This window comes from Wolbachia endosymbiont (group B) of Parapoynx stratiotata, assembly GCF_947250635.1.
Taxonomy (GTDB): Bacteria; Pseudomonadota; Alphaproteobacteria; order Rickettsiales; family Anaplasmataceae; genus Wolbachia.
In genome coordinates, this window is sequence record NZ_OX366335.1 from 770,265 (window position 1) to 786,921 (window position 16,657).

At 35.1% G+C, this 16,657-nt stretch carries 16 protein-coding genes and 3 pseudogenes; 3 read left to right on the forward strand and 16 right to left on the reverse strand.

Annotated features, from left to right (window positions below):
* Positions 1-29 precede the first annotated feature (29 nt).
* The 11 genes and pseudogenes from OOT12_RS03425 to OOT12_RS03475 all read right to left on the reverse strand — a co-directional run.
* Positions 30-851 (reverse strand): annotated as a pseudogene (locus OOT12_RS03425) (phage tail sheath subtilisin-like domain-containing protein); the annotation flags it as partial.
* Positions 814-1,386, reverse strand: coding sequence for a hypothetical protein (locus tag OOT12_RS03430; protein ID WP_264377166.1), 573 nt, complete (start codon positions 1,384-1,386; stop codon positions 814-816). The pseudogene OOT12_RS03425 and the gene OOT12_RS03430, both read right to left, overlap by 38 nt.
* 15 nt (positions 1,387-1,401) lie before the next feature.
* Positions 1,402-2,823: a hypothetical protein gene (locus tag OOT12_RS03435; protein ID WP_264685398.1), complete on the reverse strand. Its 1,422-nt coding sequence runs from the start codon at positions 2,821-2,823 to the stop codon at positions 1,402-1,404.
* Positions 2,820-3,014 carry a hypothetical protein gene (locus OOT12_RS03440; protein WP_264685152.1) on the reverse strand — a complete coding sequence of 65 codons (195 nt, stop codon included), beginning with the start codon at positions 3,012-3,014 and terminating at the stop codon, positions 2,820-2,822. Before OOT12_RS03440 ends, OOT12_RS03435 begins: the two co-directional genes overlap by 4 nt.
* 4 nt (positions 3,015-3,018) lie before the next feature.
* Positions 3,019-4,206: a hypothetical protein gene (locus OOT12_RS03445; RefSeq protein WP_264685153.1), complete on the reverse strand. Its 1,188-nt coding sequence runs from the start codon at positions 4,204-4,206 to the stop codon at positions 3,019-3,021.
* 14 nt (positions 4,207-4,220) lie between these two features.
* On the reverse strand, positions 4,221-6,152 hold the full coding sequence (locus OOT12_RS03450; protein ID WP_264685154.1) for a DUF4815 domain-containing protein: 1,932 nt from the start codon (positions 6,150-6,152) through the stop codon (positions 4,221-4,223).
* Positions 6,153-6,158: 6 nt separating this feature from the next.
* On the reverse strand, positions 6,159-6,839 hold the full coding sequence (locus tag OOT12_RS03455) for a hypothetical protein (protein ID WP_264685155.1): 681 nt from the start codon (positions 6,837-6,839) through the stop codon (positions 6,159-6,161).
* Positions 6,840-6,859: 20 nt separating this feature from the next.
* Positions 6,860-8,077, reverse strand: a complete 1,218-nt coding sequence (locus OOT12_RS03460) for a phage tail protein (protein WP_264685156.1) — start codon at positions 8,075-8,077, stop codon at positions 6,860-6,862.
* Positions 8,078-8,083: 6 nt separating this feature from the next.
* Positions 8,084-8,881: a baseplate assembly protein gene (locus OOT12_RS03465; protein WP_264377168.1), complete on the reverse strand. Its 798-nt coding sequence runs from the start codon at positions 8,879-8,881 to the stop codon at positions 8,084-8,086.
* 9 nt (positions 8,882-8,890) lie between these two features.
* Complete coding sequence (locus OOT12_RS03470; RefSeq protein WP_264377169.1) at positions 8,891-9,226, reverse strand: GPW/gp25 family protein; 336 nt, start codon at positions 9,224-9,226, stop codon at positions 8,891-8,893.
* Positions 9,227-9,231: 5 nt separating this feature from the next.
* Positions 9,232-9,441, reverse strand: a complete 210-nt coding sequence (locus OOT12_RS03475) for a PAAR domain-containing protein (RefSeq protein WP_264377170.1) — start codon at positions 9,439-9,441, stop codon at positions 9,232-9,234.
* Positions 9,442-9,677: 236 nt separating this feature from the next.
* Here OOT12_RS03475 and OOT12_RS03480 point away from each other — a divergent pair, with 236 nt between their 5' ends.
* A complete protein-coding gene (locus tag OOT12_RS03480; protein WP_264688607.1) occupies positions 9,678-10,637 on the forward strand; it encodes an IS110 family RNA-guided transposase in 960 nt (319 codons plus the stop codon).
* Positions 10,638-10,700: 63 nt separating this feature from the next.
* Here OOT12_RS03480 and OOT12_RS03485 read toward each other — a convergent pair.
* Positions 10,701-11,252, reverse strand: a pseudogene (locus tag OOT12_RS03485) (integrase core domain-containing protein); the annotation flags it as partial.
* Between the two features lie 71 nt (positions 11,253-11,323).
* On the opposite strand from OOT12_RS03485, the gene OOT12_RS03490 reads away from it, so the two are divergent.
* Complete coding sequence (locus OOT12_RS03490) at positions 11,324-12,556, forward strand: IS256 family transposase (protein WP_096097236.1); 1,233 nt, start codon at positions 11,324-11,326, stop codon at positions 12,554-12,556.
* 29 nt (positions 12,557-12,585) lie between these two features.
* A pseudogene (locus tag OOT12_RS03495) lies at positions 12,586-13,062 on the forward strand (transposase); the annotation flags it as partial.
* 319 nt (positions 13,063-13,381) lie between these two features.
* Here OOT12_RS03495 and OOT12_RS03500 read toward each other — a convergent pair.
* From OOT12_RS03500 to OOT12_RS03515, 4 genes are all read right to left on the reverse strand, one after another.
* Complete coding sequence (locus OOT12_RS03500; RefSeq protein WP_264685157.1) at positions 13,382-13,747, reverse strand: helix-turn-helix domain-containing protein; 366 nt, start codon at positions 13,745-13,747, stop codon at positions 13,382-13,384.
* A 40-nt stretch (positions 13,748-13,787) separates the two neighbouring features.
* Positions 13,788-14,120, reverse strand: coding sequence for a helix-turn-helix domain-containing protein (locus tag OOT12_RS03505; RefSeq protein WP_264685158.1), 333 nt, complete (start codon positions 14,118-14,120; stop codon positions 13,788-13,790).
* A 51-nt stretch (positions 14,121-14,171) separates the two neighbouring features.
* Positions 14,172-14,870, reverse strand: a complete 699-nt coding sequence (locus tag OOT12_RS03510; protein WP_264685159.1) for a hypothetical protein — start codon at positions 14,868-14,870, stop codon at positions 14,172-14,174.
* Positions 14,871-15,297: 427 nt separating this feature from the next.
* The gene (locus OOT12_RS03515) at positions 15,298-16,257 is read right to left on the reverse strand and encodes an IS110 family RNA-guided transposase (RefSeq protein WP_264688607.1); all 960 of its coding nucleotides are present in this window, start codon (positions 16,255-16,257) and stop codon (positions 15,298-15,300) included.
* Positions 16,258-16,657: the final 400 nt, after the last annotated feature.

Here is a 16,657-nt window from a genome sequence, read left to right on the forward strand (position 1 = left end):
TTTTTCGGTTTGACACACTTTTTTGAACGTTCCCGAATTATCGTTGTTACTTCATTTTCATTTAAATGGTTTGCTCTACAATTTGTATTACCGAGCGTAAAATCAATAGGCCTGCTTGTGCCAACAATACCGTTTATCTCTTTATTTGAAGGTGAGTACCAGAAGCCTTGCTCGCTGTCTATCTTAGCTATTAAACCAGCTACAAATGGACTCGATGGCAAGATTTCTTCTTTTCCTTCAATAAATAACTTAATCCATGGATCAACGACGTAAACTCTTGAGCTGCCGATGCTCTTTCGCCATTTTATTGCTTCTTCATCATTAGTATTTGGTCCATCTGCTACTATTATGCTTCTCAGCTTTTCTGCTATAGGAATTAATGCTGCAACCACTGGATTTTTGCCATCTTCTGGTAGTTGGTGAGTAAATTGAGGTGCAATTAATATTCTTGGAGCAACATGAACTATGCTTTCACTACTGAGGAATGCCTCTATCCCTTAATACTCTCCAGTCTCTTTATCAACACCGCCAATTATATTTTGGATAGTTTCACTTTCTTTGAGCTTTGAATCGCTGTTTTCACTTTCTTTAACTCGAATAACTACTACTGTTGCACCAATTTGGGAAAATACTCCATTTACTGCTGAAAAAAGAGTCCCCTTTTTGCCAAGTTTTACCGCTTCTTTTAAGCTTCCTGCTATCAGTACTGGCTTATTCAGTGGAAATTTTTGCTCATCTGCTTCAGGTGCAGTACCAATTACACCTATCACTGATGATTTAGCTGTACGTACTGTCTTTGCTCCTGAGGTTACCTCAATAACATTTACGCCATGTAAAAATTCTTCGGCCATTTCTTTGTATCTTTTGTTTAAAATCGTTTAGTAAGTTCTCTACACTTTTGGCTTCTGCAATTTTCTTCTTGGTAATGTCTTCCAACTCTTCACATTTAATTATTTCTTTTACTGCTTTTTTTGCTTTTTCTTCAATTATTCTTGCCATTTCAATAACTGTAATACCACGGACTTTTGCTAATGGTTCTATAATTTCTGTATCCTTTTTACTTATAGACTCTGGTGCTGCTAGAATGCTTTTTGCGGCTTTTTCTTGTATTTGATACGATTTAGCTTTTTGGTGAGAATTTCCAGCGTATTCGTTAGTATAGTTATTAAAATAAAAACGAAGTGCAGAAAGTTTCGCATTTTCCAATAACTCCAGCTCAATATCTTCCTTATTCCTTTCAACAATTTTCTCTCCTTCTGTTAAACAATAACTTTTTTGCCAGTCAAAATTCTTTGGTGCTTCATACCAATCATTTCCAGTTGGCTTGTTTTCAAGTGTTGTTGTTTCAATCTGCTTGTGGTTTTCAAAATGAATATAAATTGACATTGGTTTTCTCCGTTTTTAATTCCAAATTTTATGAGTGGCATCTAATCCTGGGCATTGCCAAGCTCTTAGCGTTCTCTCTACGTCCACCTCAAGTCCTACAGTCAAAAAGTTGCTACGTATGTTATAAATCCCCCACTGAATAAATTGACCATAGTTGTATACATAATTTGATGCAAGCATACCTTGACTGACTTGTGTTCTGGAACATAGGTAAGATGATGTGTAAAGTAATGTTGCAACTGTTTTTCCTGCTGGAATTTCCACATTACCAGATCCAACTAACTTGCTATCAGAACTCGTGTATTGGTAAACATTTTTCCATATTATTCTTGAAATACTTGATTTATTAGAATTGGTATTATCTGGTGTTCCCACAAATAGTCCTGCACCCCCATACTCCGTACTAGAATATGATGATCCAACAAATTCTATTGTTTTATTTATGTTCACATTGGTTGTATTTTTTACAAATACTACTCCAAGTGCAGCATATGGGTAATAGTATATCTCATCATAACTACCCGAAAAGCTTTTTGTGCATAACTCTCCGTAAATAAATGTTCCCTTGCTTCCCTCTATAAAACTTAGTTGTCTTGGCCGATAAAAACTAACGTAATCTGTATTGTACGTATGGCTACCTGCTAGTAGTTGTAACATATAGTCAGTTTTTGTTATATCACTACTCCACTTTCCAAGCTCTGTCGTAAAAGTTCCGTGGCCAAAATAATTATTTTTTCTGCCAAGTACACCAAATAGGAAAGGTAATGACCCTGGTTCAACCATGTTGCGCTTTCTTATTTTATTTATAAGAGACGCTTTTAACTGTTCATCCCGAGTTTTTACCTCATTAGAGATGTTTTCAATTCGAGTTTCTATTTCTCCTATAATTGATGAGCCAGGTGGTACATTATTAACAGCACGAAAATCTTCTACTAAACCTTTAAGACCATCTTTATGACTGTTACTAATGCTATTTATTGCTGCAATATTGGCATTCTTTCTCGTATCAAGTAGCGATAAATTTGTTGTCCCTTTTTCATCAATTCTCTTTAATAACTGCTTCTCTGATTCAGAGATCACTGCTAAAGAACTAGCTTTTTTATTATCCAGATCAGTTAAGTGTTTTTTTGCACTATCAAGAAGTTCTTTTAGCTTACCATCTGTCATCTGCACAATTTCAGAAACCGCACTTTTGTCGACTATTGATTCCAATGCTTTAGCAAGATATGCTAATTGATCTGGAGTACTGTTTTCTGCTAAATCCTTAAGTCTTTTTTGTAGTGCATCAATTATTCCTTTTACTTCAGTCATCTGCACAACGTTGGAAATAGCTTTTTTATCTGCTATCAATTCCAGGGATTTTGCAAGATATGCCAGTTGATCAGCTGTGCTACTTACTGCTAAATCCTTTATCCTTTGGTATATTGCTTCTTTCATTCCCAAAAATTCAAAAAAGTTTCAAATCTAAATCGTTCAAAATTACTTTTCAGTTGATTATGTTTATTTTCTCTCTCACTCATATCTTCATCTATTTTCTCAATTGTGGTACGAATACGTACTACATCTTCCACTGCAATGTTTTCTGGATGAGGTAGTGGATACCCTCTACTCGTTTTATCATTTGACATTCTTCTATGTAACAATGATTCGTAGATTTTTGACTTTAGGACGATAGATAACTGTTCCACTTAAAACTAATTTTATCCTTGTCTCATTGCCATTAAAGTTTGTCAGCACATGAGTTCTCTCTACCCAATTTTCTCCAATTGGTTTTCCTGATGTTAAATTTACTAATTGCCATTCTCCCACGTTTTTCTCTACATAAGTTTTAATGTCTGCAGTGCCAGGTATTAGCGCATCATATGTTATGGTAATTTTAGTGTTAGCTCCTGCTGTAATGCTTCTTGTAACATAATCTCCTTTTTCCCCTATATTACCCATAACTAGCTGTAACCCAGGATATAGCACTGGACTTTTTTCTTTTGACCCTTTTAAATTTGCCTTTACTGTTAACTCTCCAGATAGTCTTTCACGCAGCGCGAGCGACAAGTTATCAGATAGAAAATTTTCTTTTCCCTCTTCATCTATCAGAATAAATTCTACATTGGTATCAAATGCTACTTTTTCGACGTTCGTCAAAACAATTAAATCTGAAGTATTGTTTGCAGTAACTTTACCAAGATCAATAACGTGAGAATTTTCAGTGAACTTCGCTGCTAAAAGCCTAAAAGTTAGATCTAAATTTTGATGTGGTGTCCAAGTACTTGCGTTGCTAGATGAAAGTAATACTCCTACTTGATATGGCTGACTTGTTACCCAACGGCTATTTACTGCATCATATTTGCCAAGTTCTGCTATCTTTACTGCAGTACCAGGATCATCAGTAAGCAGTACTATTGAATACTCCTCTCCTGCATGGCAAAACACTGGTGACCACTCTATACGTGTTGCTGTGCCATCTATCTTTATATCTTTTGGCTCAATATAACTTTCAGCAATGACAGTCTGCGAGGGCATTCCCACTGCTGTTTCTCTAATCTGCACAACAACACGTTTTTTGCCGCTATTTGTGAACCATAAATCTAGACCCCCTATGTGTCTGCTCTCATTTAAAGTAAATGTTTGTGCTAAAGGATCAACTCGTCTTGCTGCGATCACTCTTCTTCTTTCTTCTATGGTAATTGTTTTTTTACCAGTATAAGTTGCTTCTCCATAGCTTCCTTTATTCCCATAAAATTGCACCAATTTAGTACCTGCTGGAATGTTTGCTGGGATTTTTATTTTTCCCTTTAATTTTCCCTGATTGTTAGCTGTTAACATTTGGTTTTCCAGTTTTAAGTTATAGGTTGAATGTTTATTCCGTCAAATTTTATCTCTTTAAGCTTCTCATTTGGCTCAAAACCTTCAATTTCAAAATTCTGTATTGCTTCTCTCATAAATTCAGTTTCATAAGAATTACTTGATAATAGCTCTGTGGTCTCTCTAGTATTAAATTCTCTAGTTACTGGACTTTTCCAATTTGTTTTTACCTCCGTCCAGTGATCAATGTTTTTATTTATGGTAACTTTTGCGGTTATTTTATCAAAAGCTTGATACGGATTAATTTTTTCACTTTTAGTCTGTAAAAGCTGTTCTAATACCGGCTCAAGTTCATACGGTAAAAGATAAGGTTTTGTGCTCTTTTCAACATCAATAATTTCTACGTCTATCGGTAAAATTAGTTCCTTATTTACTATCGCTGCAGACTGCGAAACTCCTTGATCACGCATATCATCGTCAAAGAACGAATCTACAAACACTCCTTTTTTCGTTGTAGGTTCTCTTGAATTTGCATCATTGCGTAGACGTTCCTCTGCAACCAGCGCATAAAGATCATTTATTCCTTTTTTCATTGCTTCAAGCTCATTCATCGGTACAGCATGAACAGCATTATTCACTATTTTCACCCCTTCTTTTTCTCCGTTTTTCCACGTCTGATGAATGTAGCAGAGCAAAAGTTGTCCAGAGGGCGCTTTAGGCATCGATGGTCGCCAAGAATGGGAAATTCCTTTTATTCTCCTTACCACCCCTTTGCTATCGATAGTAATTAAATCAAAGCGGGGCATTTTCCAGGTGTAATCAATCAGAACCAAGCTGTTATCAACTGCTCCTTTTACTTTGCATCCCTCTTCACTTATATCTTCAGGACTTACATGAGTACGACAGCGATAGGTTATCAGGTAACTACTCCCAGGAGCTGGTTCTTTGCCAGGTAATGACCAATCAACGTTTCCTGCATTTAACTTATAGTCTGTACTATTTTCATAAATAACATTGCCTTGTTTAACTTGAATAATCTCAAGTACTGCAGAGTCAGGTATCGGATCAACAGCTCCTGAGTATGAACCATGAGTAACAGTAGTGGTTTTCTGAACAGTTATATCTACTTTTTTGATTTCACTTATTGGAAAATCATTAACTTTAAGTTCCATTACTCTTTGGCTATTCGGCTGAAAAGTATGTGGTTCTGATTCAACTGATTTTATATTCGGATCTTGATCAAAAGAAACACGAATACTATGAGGTAACTCAATCTCATAGCCATCAACATGAGCTTTTCCCTCATTAATCACGAATACTTGTTTTTTGCCCTCTTCTTCCTTTTGCAAAAACATTACTTCAAGGCCATTTACAACGTAGGAACCATTAGCTTCTTTGTCATAACGAGCAAGAGCAGTAGTTACTATGTTTGCTTGTGGTGGTGGTGAATGTTCTATTAATACTCCATTTTCAATGTTATAGATTGGATAAAACTCTCCTGCAGAAAAACGTGGAGAAAGACCTTCTGCTTGATAACCCCAAATGGTGGAAACTTTAAGCCTTGCAGCTCCTACTTCTTGATAATTACGTGTACCAACAGCAGGATCACGAAGATTTTCGTCCTCAAGTTCTGTAATCGTAGATTCTAGATAATAAACACCTATACGAACTGTGGTACTCAGTGGAATAACAAACTCTTTTGCCTCTACCTTTCTCACCGCTCCACGAAGATAGATTTTTCCTCCTTCAAGTGTAACTTTACCAGTTTCTCTATCTATAATACAATTGCTTCCTGTTATAACATCACCATCACGAAATATTGCATCACCTATGCCTTTAAGCTTAGAAAGAGCATACTCCTGAGTCTCGTTTAATTCTGCAGATTGTAGACCTCTTCCTGCCAGGAACAAACTTTTTTCGTATTCTTTGTCAGGATTAAAGCGGTTATAATAACTATTTAAGGTCATTTTGTTTCAAAAAGTTACAACAAATGAAAAAGTTTCCCGAGTTGCAGATGTTCTGATAAGTGGCACAGTGTGTTCTAAAACTAACAAAATTCCCGGATTTTCCACGTCTTTTGGCTCAAAATATCTCTGCCCAGATGACACTTTTTCCTTTACCTTTGTACCAACCATAACTCCGAGCTCCCTTATTACTTGATTTGCTGCGTCCGTGAAATCGAAAGTAAATTTAAGATAGAGATTATTAGTTGGTACATTAGAGGGTTTAAACCTACCTGTGGGAGTTAGAAGCTCTCCATCATCAGTACAAAAGAGTATCTCATCAACAACACGACGTCCAACTTCCTTAATTAATGTTGCAGAAGTAATTAGTTCCGGTGGTGTGTCTTGAGTGTACTCTATAGTGATTACGCTATCTGCTATAATTGCACCATTTTCTACACGCTCAATAGTGCCTGAGCTACTATCAACTATATAATCTATGCTTGACTGATAAATTGTTTGCCCTGTATAAACTTTTACATCTTTAATAGTGTGGTGATCTAAACTTATCTTGCCGCCTGCTGCAAAAGTTTTTTCAACTTTGTAGCTGCTTTCCCAGGTAGAATCTCCAGATCCCCAAGCAAGATGTATCGGTTGCTCTTTTATGCTCGCAGCAATAGCTGCTCTGCCTGATTGTGTGAGTACTGACATAGTTGATTGTGCAGTTGATATTATGTATATACAAGATCCGTAGAAAAAACGTCCAATTTTTTTGCAATAATAGGATCAAAATCTTTCCAAGGGCGATTTAAGTGGCGATGTTCATGCCAAGTAACCATACCTGAATAGAATGCTGCTACGTAATTTTCTAGCTCATGAATGGGATCTTTCTGTTTTGAATCTGAATCATTTTGACAATCAACATGATATTCCACTAAATTAGACTCTATTATTTTTTGATCAGTAAAATTCTTCGCTTCATAGTAATAAGTTATACTAAATCGCTCTAAAATTGGTGTACGTTGAAAATTCCAAATCTGCTCAGAAAGTTTATCTTCACTTAAGTGAAGTGTATGCTCTATTTCTTCATAAGTAGTTGATGCAAAACAAGCATTGATATCCCCTAAATTCCAACTATCTGACAATACTATTAATGCTTTAGCACACTTAATTTCTGGCAATAAACTCTGTGGTAGAGGATATAGTGCTTCTAAGTTGTACCACTCATGATTTCTTTCATATGTACCGTTGTAATTCTTCGTGTGAGGCTCTTTCTCTCCTAATGTTGCAACATCTAACCTATATAAATCATTACTGTAACTTCTATCATAATGTGATCTAAAAGTGCCAAATTTAAATCTTGGATTTCCTATTTTCAGCTCAAATGAGTTTTTTCTTCCAAACGATAATACTGGTCCTTCTTTTGCTATTTTTACACCTGAGTAGTCTGAAAGAAGATCTCCAAAAATACTTTCATCTAACATAAATCGCTGAGCATTATAATAGTCATTGAATATTCGCATTAATCGAGATCTTGCCGGTGCAGAAAGTTTTGCCAGAGCAATTACACTATCGACAAAAAAGTCATTAGGAACATCAGAGATGCCAATTTGAAATTCAGCAAAATGCTCTCCTGGTGGTTCTTCTTGAATGGTAATATTATCAATGTTTGCCCACTTCAGCGCCATCTTCAGTGACTGTGGTGTACCGCGCAAACGTTGAAATCTTATTCCGTTTTGCTTAGCTGAGACCCATTCTTTTAATGCACTCTTAGTAGCTTTCTTACCCCAGGATAAAATTTCTCCCAAGCCGTATTCCGCTACTAGCCACGGCAACATTTCAGTCTGTGGGTTAATTTTAAATCCCCGTAGAGAATTTGCATCAAAAGAATAATTAATTATGTCTGTAAGTATTTGCTCTTGCTTTGAAGCATTTGGAGGAAGTATCACCAATTTTTACCTAACACTTAAATTATTTAAAGTAACGCATTCATTATCTCGCACGACGATGTCTTCTATCGGCTCTGTAAGCTCTATATTCTGCATACCTTCTATAAAGAGGTGGGCAATAATCCATGATCTGGTAACATTCCACCCTAAACCTTTAGCAGATTCAAGATCTTTGATAAATTGTTCCTTTGCAGCTTCGATAACATCTTTGGATGCAGTAGGGTAAATATGCACTTTAGCATGAATAGTAATGGGAATAATACCACAGCCAATAACTGTAAGCGTATCTGTTAATACACGAATATCATCGCGAATAACGTGATTTCTGACGATCTCTAGCAATTCTTCTGAAGGTACTCCATCATTTTCTGTGGAAAATATTGAAATCTGTACACTTCCTGGTATAGTTGATACCACTTGCGCATCTTTTACTCTTGTGTCAGCAGATAATGCATGATAACGATAATGCTCTTTGCTTCCTGCTGTTGACCAACCAACAATTTTGGCTTTTACCCGCTTTCTTAAGGATTCATCATTCTCTGACTCCTTTCTCAGCACACCATAAAATTCAGCCAAGTGATCAAGGTCATTACCTCTTGCAAAAGCAAGTAAATTTGCCTGTGCTGCATCATTAATCCTTTGCCTAAGAAGTAGTTCACGCCAGGCTGCCACTTCCAGGATTTTTATTGCTGGATCACTCTCAGTTAGCGCAGAAAAACTTGCATCTCGACGCATTAACTCTTCTTTCATTCGCGAAAGGATTTCCTCAAATTTTAATGTTTCGACAATATTTGGTGTTTTCATTCTACTGCCTTATACTATAATACCATCAAGGCGGATCGGCTCTCCATTTGGTAGATAGGTTCCTTCTAAAATGAGAGTTACTTTGCCTTCTTTAATTTCTGTTACTTGTACACGTTTAAGCTTAAATCGACGCTCCCACTTTTCCAGTGCTTCTGCAACTGCTGCATAAAGTTCTTGTGCAAAACCAGGTACAATTGGATGATCAATCAGCTCAAATAATCTTGATCCGTAATCTCGGCGCATAACACGAGTACCAATTGGTGTAGTTAAAATATCAACTATTGATTGTTTTAAATGCTCTATACCACTGATTCTTTTGCCAGTTTCAGAACTCATACCACGCATATTATTTACCCTGCAAAGACATTGTTACTTCCTTGTTCTGCTATTGCTCCACAGGAAATTAGGTCACCAGTACGAGCAATCGCTTTGCCATTTGCAAACACTGCTTTCGACCCTTGAGTCATTACTTTTCCTTCACTCAAACTATCTCCTTGCCTACAGACAGGTCTTCCGTTTATAAATACATCTCTGCTTCCACTTATACAAAAATGCGGCAATGCTTCTTCACAGTGATCTTATATGTTAAAAACAAGTCTTTATAAGTATTAAGAAGTAGTAATATAAAGATGTATAGAGAAGAGGAACCGTCATAGATCTTGGTCATAAGGGACCGTATTGGAGCAAGGTTCTCTTCTCTGTTTATATACTGAATAGTTCCGAACAACTGATTGAGTTTTTAGGCTCGTATATAAGGGTGGAAAATGCAGTATTATATTATTCTTACGGAGGAATTATGAATTCATCAAATATCATTGCTGGCATTGATGTTAGCAAAAATAAGCTAGATATCCACATTCATCCACTTGGACATTATAAAGTATTTGAAAATGACGTTCAAGCTATTGATCAAATACTCGACTTTTTACGTTTGCATAATGTAACCAAAGTTGGACTTGAAGCAACTGGTGGGTACGAAAAATTATGTGCTTATACTTTACTAAGCCATGGTTTCGAAGTATATGTTATTCAACCTAGATGGGTTAGAGATTATGCAAAAAGCCTTGGTATCGCTACTAAAACTGATAAAATAGACTGCAGCATCATCTCACGTTATATCAATAATACAGATATGCGTGTTACTCCTTTAAAGGTTAGTAATATTGACAGTTTGAAGCAAAAGTTATCTCGCAGAAATCAATTAGTGGAAATGGCAAAAATACAAAAAACTCAAGCTCATCAAGTAACTGATATATCCATAATCAAACAAATGGAAGAACTACTTGCCATTTTGCAAAGTCAAATTCAAGTTTTAGAAGACGAGATGATAACATTGATTGAGCAAAGTCAAGAGCTTAAAGAAAAATACATATCAATAACTAGTATGCCAGGAGCAGGTAGAATCTTAGCTATTACTATGATCTGTTATCTACCAGAATTAGGAACTCTCCGACATAAAGAAATATCTAGCCTTTCTGGAGTTGCACCTTTTAATCGAGATAGTGGTTTTAGTAAAGGAAAAAGATGTATTCAAGGTGGTAGATCACAGATTAGAACAGTTTTACATATGTGTGTTCTTAGTGCACAAAAGTACAATTCTTATATAAGAATCTTCTTTGATAGGCTATACGATCAATACAAAAAACCATATAAAGTTGCTTCTACTGCTGCCATGAGAAAATTACTTATCCTTGCTAACTCTTTAATCAGAGATGGCAGGGTTTTTACTGAGGAATATAGCCCTAAAGCTGCTTAGATTGAAAATTAGTGTAGTTGTGGATAAGTTGTACTAGACACAACTTAATCTGACAGCAACGAATTAACTGACAGAAGAATTGAGGTAGTTAAAACTAATATCAGTCTCTTGTTTAACGTTACTAATATTTTTCTGAAAAGCAATGTGTTTGCTATCAAGAAAAGTCTGCATAGGCGTTTTACCATAGCAATATTTACCTGAGTGAGGCCTGGTCTCATTGTAAGAGCGTAACCAATGATCAACATCTATCTGCAAATCTTCTAAAGAACTGTAGATTTTCTTTCTAAAGATAATATTGTAACACTCATCTTGCATAGTTTTATGAAACCTTTCGCATATGCCATTAGTTTGTGGTGAATTGGCTTTAGTTCTTGAATGATCAATATTTTCAATTCCCAAATAAAGCTGATAAGCGTGATTTTCTGGTTTACCACAATATTCTGTACCTCTATCAGTCAAAATGCGCAATAATGGCACGTTTTGTACATCGAAAAATGGTATTACTCTATCATTCAGCAAGTCGGCAGCGGTAATAGCAGTTTTATCTGTATAAAGCTTAGCAAAAGCCACTCTCGAATATGTATCAATAAAAGTCTGCTGGTAAATGCGCCCAACGGGGAACGTTCAAAAAAGTGTGTCAAACCGAAAAAAAAGTAATAAATTGATATAAAAAATGGAGGTTTGATATGGGTCAAGCAAATAGAACTACTGGTTTGGTAGATTATAAAGAATTAGAAACAAATATCCTGTCATCTATACGAGAAGGAAGACCATTGACAGGAAGAGATGGAGCATTAACACCGTTTATAAAAAGGTTGCTAGAGGCAAGTCTGGAAGGTGAAATAGAAAGCCACATGTCAGCTAAAAGTGAAGAAAATAACCGAAGAAATGGAAGGAATGCAAAAACTTTACGTACAAGTTCAGGCTCATTTGAACTATTAACACCAAGAGACAGAGAAGGAAGCTTTGAACCGCAAATAGTCAAAAAAAGGCAAACAAGCCTACATCCAGAACTTGAAGCAAAGGTCTTAAGCACATATGCCAGTGGCATGGGATACAGAGATATAGCTTCACATGTTGAGGAAATATATGACCACAAAATATCAGCAGCAGAGATATCCAGTATTACTGATAAACTGCTACCAGTAATCAATGAATGGCGCAGCCGCCCACTGCAATCAGTGTATCCAATAGTGTTTATGGATGGCATGTTCTTTAAGGTCAAGGAGGACGGACATTGTATAAGTAAATGCATGTATAATATATTGGGCATAAATCAAAATGGCAGAAAAGAAGTATTAGGTTTTTATTTGGCTGAAAGTGAAGGAGCTAACTTCTGGTTGGGAGTTCTAAATGACCTAAAAGAGCGAGGAGTAGAAGATATTCTAATTGCCTGCATTGATGGGCTAAAAAGCTTTCCTGCGGCTATAAATAGTGTGTTTCCTAAGGCAGAAGTACAGCTATGTATAGTGCATCAGATAAGGAATTCACTGAAATATGTATCTAGCAAAGATGTAAAAGTTTTCATGAATGATTTGAAAAAAATATATCGTGCTTCAAGTAAAGAGATCGCTGAGAATTATCTGCTTGAGCTGGAAGAAAAATGGGGAGAGAAGTATCCTTTAGTTATAAAATCCTGGCAGAACAATTGGGAAAACTTATCCAGTTATTTTAAGTATTCTGGGCAAGTTAGGAAGCTGATTTACACCACCAATCCAATTGAGGGGTTGCATAGACAAATCAGGAAATTTACTAAAACTAAGGGTTCATTTACTAGTACAAATGCCTTGTACAAACAGGTATATTGTGCTATAAAAAAGGTAGAGCAAAAGTGGATTATGGCTCTCCCTAATTGGGCTTTAACTATGTCTCAACTTGATATTTTCTTTCCAGATAGATTGAAAATTGAGTTGAACTAAAAATGCGGCTTGACACACTTTTTTGAACGTTCCCTGCTGAGGTACAGTTATGCATTGTGCACCAAATAAGAAATTCACTAAAATACGTATCCAGCAAAGATATAAAAGTTTTTATGAATGATTTGAAAAAAATATACCGTGCTACAGGTAAAGAAATCGCCGAAAATTATTTACTTGAACTGGAGGAAAAATGGGGTGAAAAATATCCTTTAGTCATAAAATCGTGGCAAAACAATTGGGAAAATTTGTCTAGTTATTTTAAGTATTCTGGCCCTGTTAGAAGGCTAATTTATACCACCAATCCAATTGAGGGGTTGCACAGACAAATCAGAAAATTTACTAAAACCAAAGGTTCATTTACCAGTACAAATGCCTTGTACAAATTGGTATATTGTGCTATAAAAAAGATAGAGCAAAAATGGGCTATGGCTTTGCCTAATTGGGCTCTAACTATATCTCAACTTGATATCTTTTTTCCTGATAGGTTAAAAATTGAGTTGAACTAAAAATTCGCTTTGACACACTTTTTTGAACATTCCCCAAAAAAGCACAGGAATTTGGCTACATCTTAGTTCAAAAAGATGAACTGGTTGAGGGAGTTTCTTAGAAGCGTTTTCTGCTACAACCTTTTCTTGCACTACCTTATCTCTGTGAACGGTTGCAATTATTTTAGAAAAGTTTATAAATTACTAACTTAATATATAAAATAGTTTTTTTTCATCTTCTTTTTTCCTTATTCTACTTTTCCTTAACTTGACGCAATGGTTTATTGAAAACTTCTTCATGTTATGAAAATATCCAGGTATTTGTACTTTAAAACCTGTATTATTTGTGAGCAAGAGCCTTAATCACTAAATGAACAATGTCACACAAAGTTTCATCCTCAATTTTTCTATATTCCCTCACTAGCCTTGATATTTCTTCGCTGCCTACATCGCTATTGAAGGCCTTATCATGTAAGTCTTCAGAGGCTTTGGTAAAAAAATACGACATATCAACCGATAGTACTTCTGCTAATTTATATAACCTATCAACTACAAGCCTAATCTCTCCGCTTTCATATCCTTGTACATGCTGGAATGAAATTTCAAGCTTTTTTCCTAAGTCTCTTTGACTAAAACCACACATTAGCCTTCTTTTCCTTATTCTTTCACCTATTTGTTTATCAATAGGATGTTGTTTATCTTGCACAATCACTTATTAATACCTTAACTTGTATATTAAAGTAGTACTAACTTTCATTATAACTTTGAGAAAAAGATTTTACCAATGTATAAACTACACTACGTAACCTTTTGCCTTTAATTTCATTATATCCTTTGACTAACTTTAGTATTTCTTCATCATAAGCTTCATGTGAGTCAGTGTGCATATCAGTAAAAAAGTTAGCAACATCTATCGATAGTGCTTTTGCTAAATCATATAATCTACTGGCCAAAACACAATTTGAACCATTTTCGTACTTTTGTATCTGTCTATACGAAACACCTATTCTCTTTCCCAATTCGGTCTGTGTCAAAGCACGATCTAACCTAAGTTGTTTTATTTTTTTACCTAATTGCACTTTTCACCTCTTATTCAAATTTACAACAAATTTTATGAAGTGGAAAAAAAGCTAGCAAAGTAATTGCTTTAATAATTTCTGCCTCTCGCTAATTAAATCGTTTGGCCTTACGTATTTTTTCTCAATTTCCCTCATCTCTTTTTCTCGTTCTGCAATGCTATTTCGTATTACTTCAGCCGAGTATCTGCTTTTGCCACATGCAAACTCTGATCTTAATCTTCTAACCTTATATTCGAGCTCAACAAATCTTTCATGCTGCTCAAGAAGCTCTATCATGTGTTTGATTTCAGAATTCAGCTTTTTTTCCTCAACATCTTTCACAATAAAAGAAAGCAGAAGCTTATCTATTTGGTAATCAATATTTGGTTGGGTAGCAAACAGATTGATCATAGCTTTTACATCAGTAGGATTTGCAACTAATAAGCTAAAATTACTACATAAAAAACTATAGAACTTTATCGTCTTCACAAGATAATTTTTCATATCTTGTGATAATTGCAATTCTTTGTGAATTCCTGATAACGATATTTTTAATTCTTCCAAATATTTCGTATCAAAATTACTTACTTTTTCAGGTACAAGAATCATGAGCAGCTTTTTTATGAGCTCAACATCATTTGACTTAACTGCATTATAAAGAGCTTTATCCTTATCTTTTTTTAAATCATAAAGCTCTGATGAGTTATCTATACTGAATAAATAGTTTGCTACGTCAGTGTTTCCTTGAGGAGAATAGATCAGAATATCCAATTCTCTTAGCGGGTGGTCATCATTAAACTTTTCTAGTAACTGCTTATCGGTAGTTTCCTCTATCGCTACAGCAGCTTTACTGATCTTTTTCAGCTCAGAGACATTATCTCTTGAATTTTCAAGTATATCTTTAGCCTTGTCTAGCAGCTGCTCATATAGAATTATTTTTTCTTCATCATCAAGTAGCTGACAATGCTTCTTTAATTTTTCAGTGGAGTAAGATAGGGAGCAGTTGTGTTAAAAGTCAATAGAAAAATACTAAAAATAAATTTTTACTTAGTGGACTATAAAGCCAAAGATGCTTTTAACACATTTTACGTAATTTAAGTTGTAGTATTTGATTTGAATTCTTTTAAGAAGTGTGGATGTGGATAAGTGCTTTCAGTCTGTGTAAGCGCACTTATCCACAACTACACTAATTTTCAATCTAAGCAGCTTTAGGGCTATATTCCTCAGTAAAAACCCTGCCATCTCTGATTAAAGAGTTAGCAAGGATAAGTAATTTTCTCATGGCAGCAGTAGAAGCAACTTTATATGGTTTTTTGTATTGATCGTATAGCCTATCAAAGAAGATTCTTATATAAGAATTGTACTTTTGTGCACTAAGAACACACATATGTAAAACTGTTCTAATCTGTGATCTACCACCTTGAATACATCTTTTTCCTTTACTAAAACCACTATCTCGATTAAAAGGTGCAACTCCAGAAAGGCTAGATATTTCTTTATGTCGGAGAGTTCCTAATTCTGGTAGATAACAGATCATAGTAATAGCTAAGATTCTACCTGCTCCTGGCATACTAGTTATTGATATGTATTTTTCTTTAAGCTCTTGACTTTGCTCAATCAATGTTATCATCTCGTCTTCTAAAACTTGAATTTGACTTTGCAAAATGGCAAGTAGTTCTTCCATTTGTTTGATTATGGATATATCAGTTACTTGATGAGCTTGAGTTTTTTGTATTTTTGCCATTTCCACTAATTGATTTCTGCGAGATAACTTTTGCTTCAAACTGTCAATATTACTAACCTTTAAAGGAGTAACACGCATATCTGTATTATTGATATAACGTGAGATGATGCTGCAGTCTATTTTATCAGTTTTAGTAGCGATACCAAGGCTTTTTGCATAATCTCTAACCCATCTAGGTTGAATAACATATACTTCGAAACCATGGCTTAGTAAAGTATAAGCACATAATTTTTCGTACCCACCAGTTGCTTCAAGTCCAACTTTGGTTACATTATGCAAACGTAAAAAGTCGAGTATTTGATCAATAGCTTGAACGTCATTTTCAAATACTTTATAATGTCCAAGTGGATGAATGTGGATATCTAGCTTATTTTTGCTAACATCAATGCCAGCAATGATATTTGATGAATTCATAATTCCTCCGTAAGAATAATATAATACTGCATTTTCCACCCTTATATACGAGCCTAAAAACTCAATCAGTTGTTCGGAACTATTCAGTATATAAACAGAGAAGAGAACCTTGCTCCAATACGGTCCCTTATGACCAAGATCTATGACGGTTCCTCTTCTCTATACATCTTTATATTACTACTTCTTAATACTTATAAAGACTTGTTTTTAACATATAAAAGACTTGTTTTTAACATATAAGATCCATTGCTTTTAATTTTATAATCACAATACCCTATTTTTGTTGAAACTGAAATAATTTTTACAAGATGTGTTTTTGTAGTGTAAATGCCCGTTAAACTTGTTACTATAATTCATAGTAAATCAATAAGTCGTATAATGTTAATAATTAAACAATATT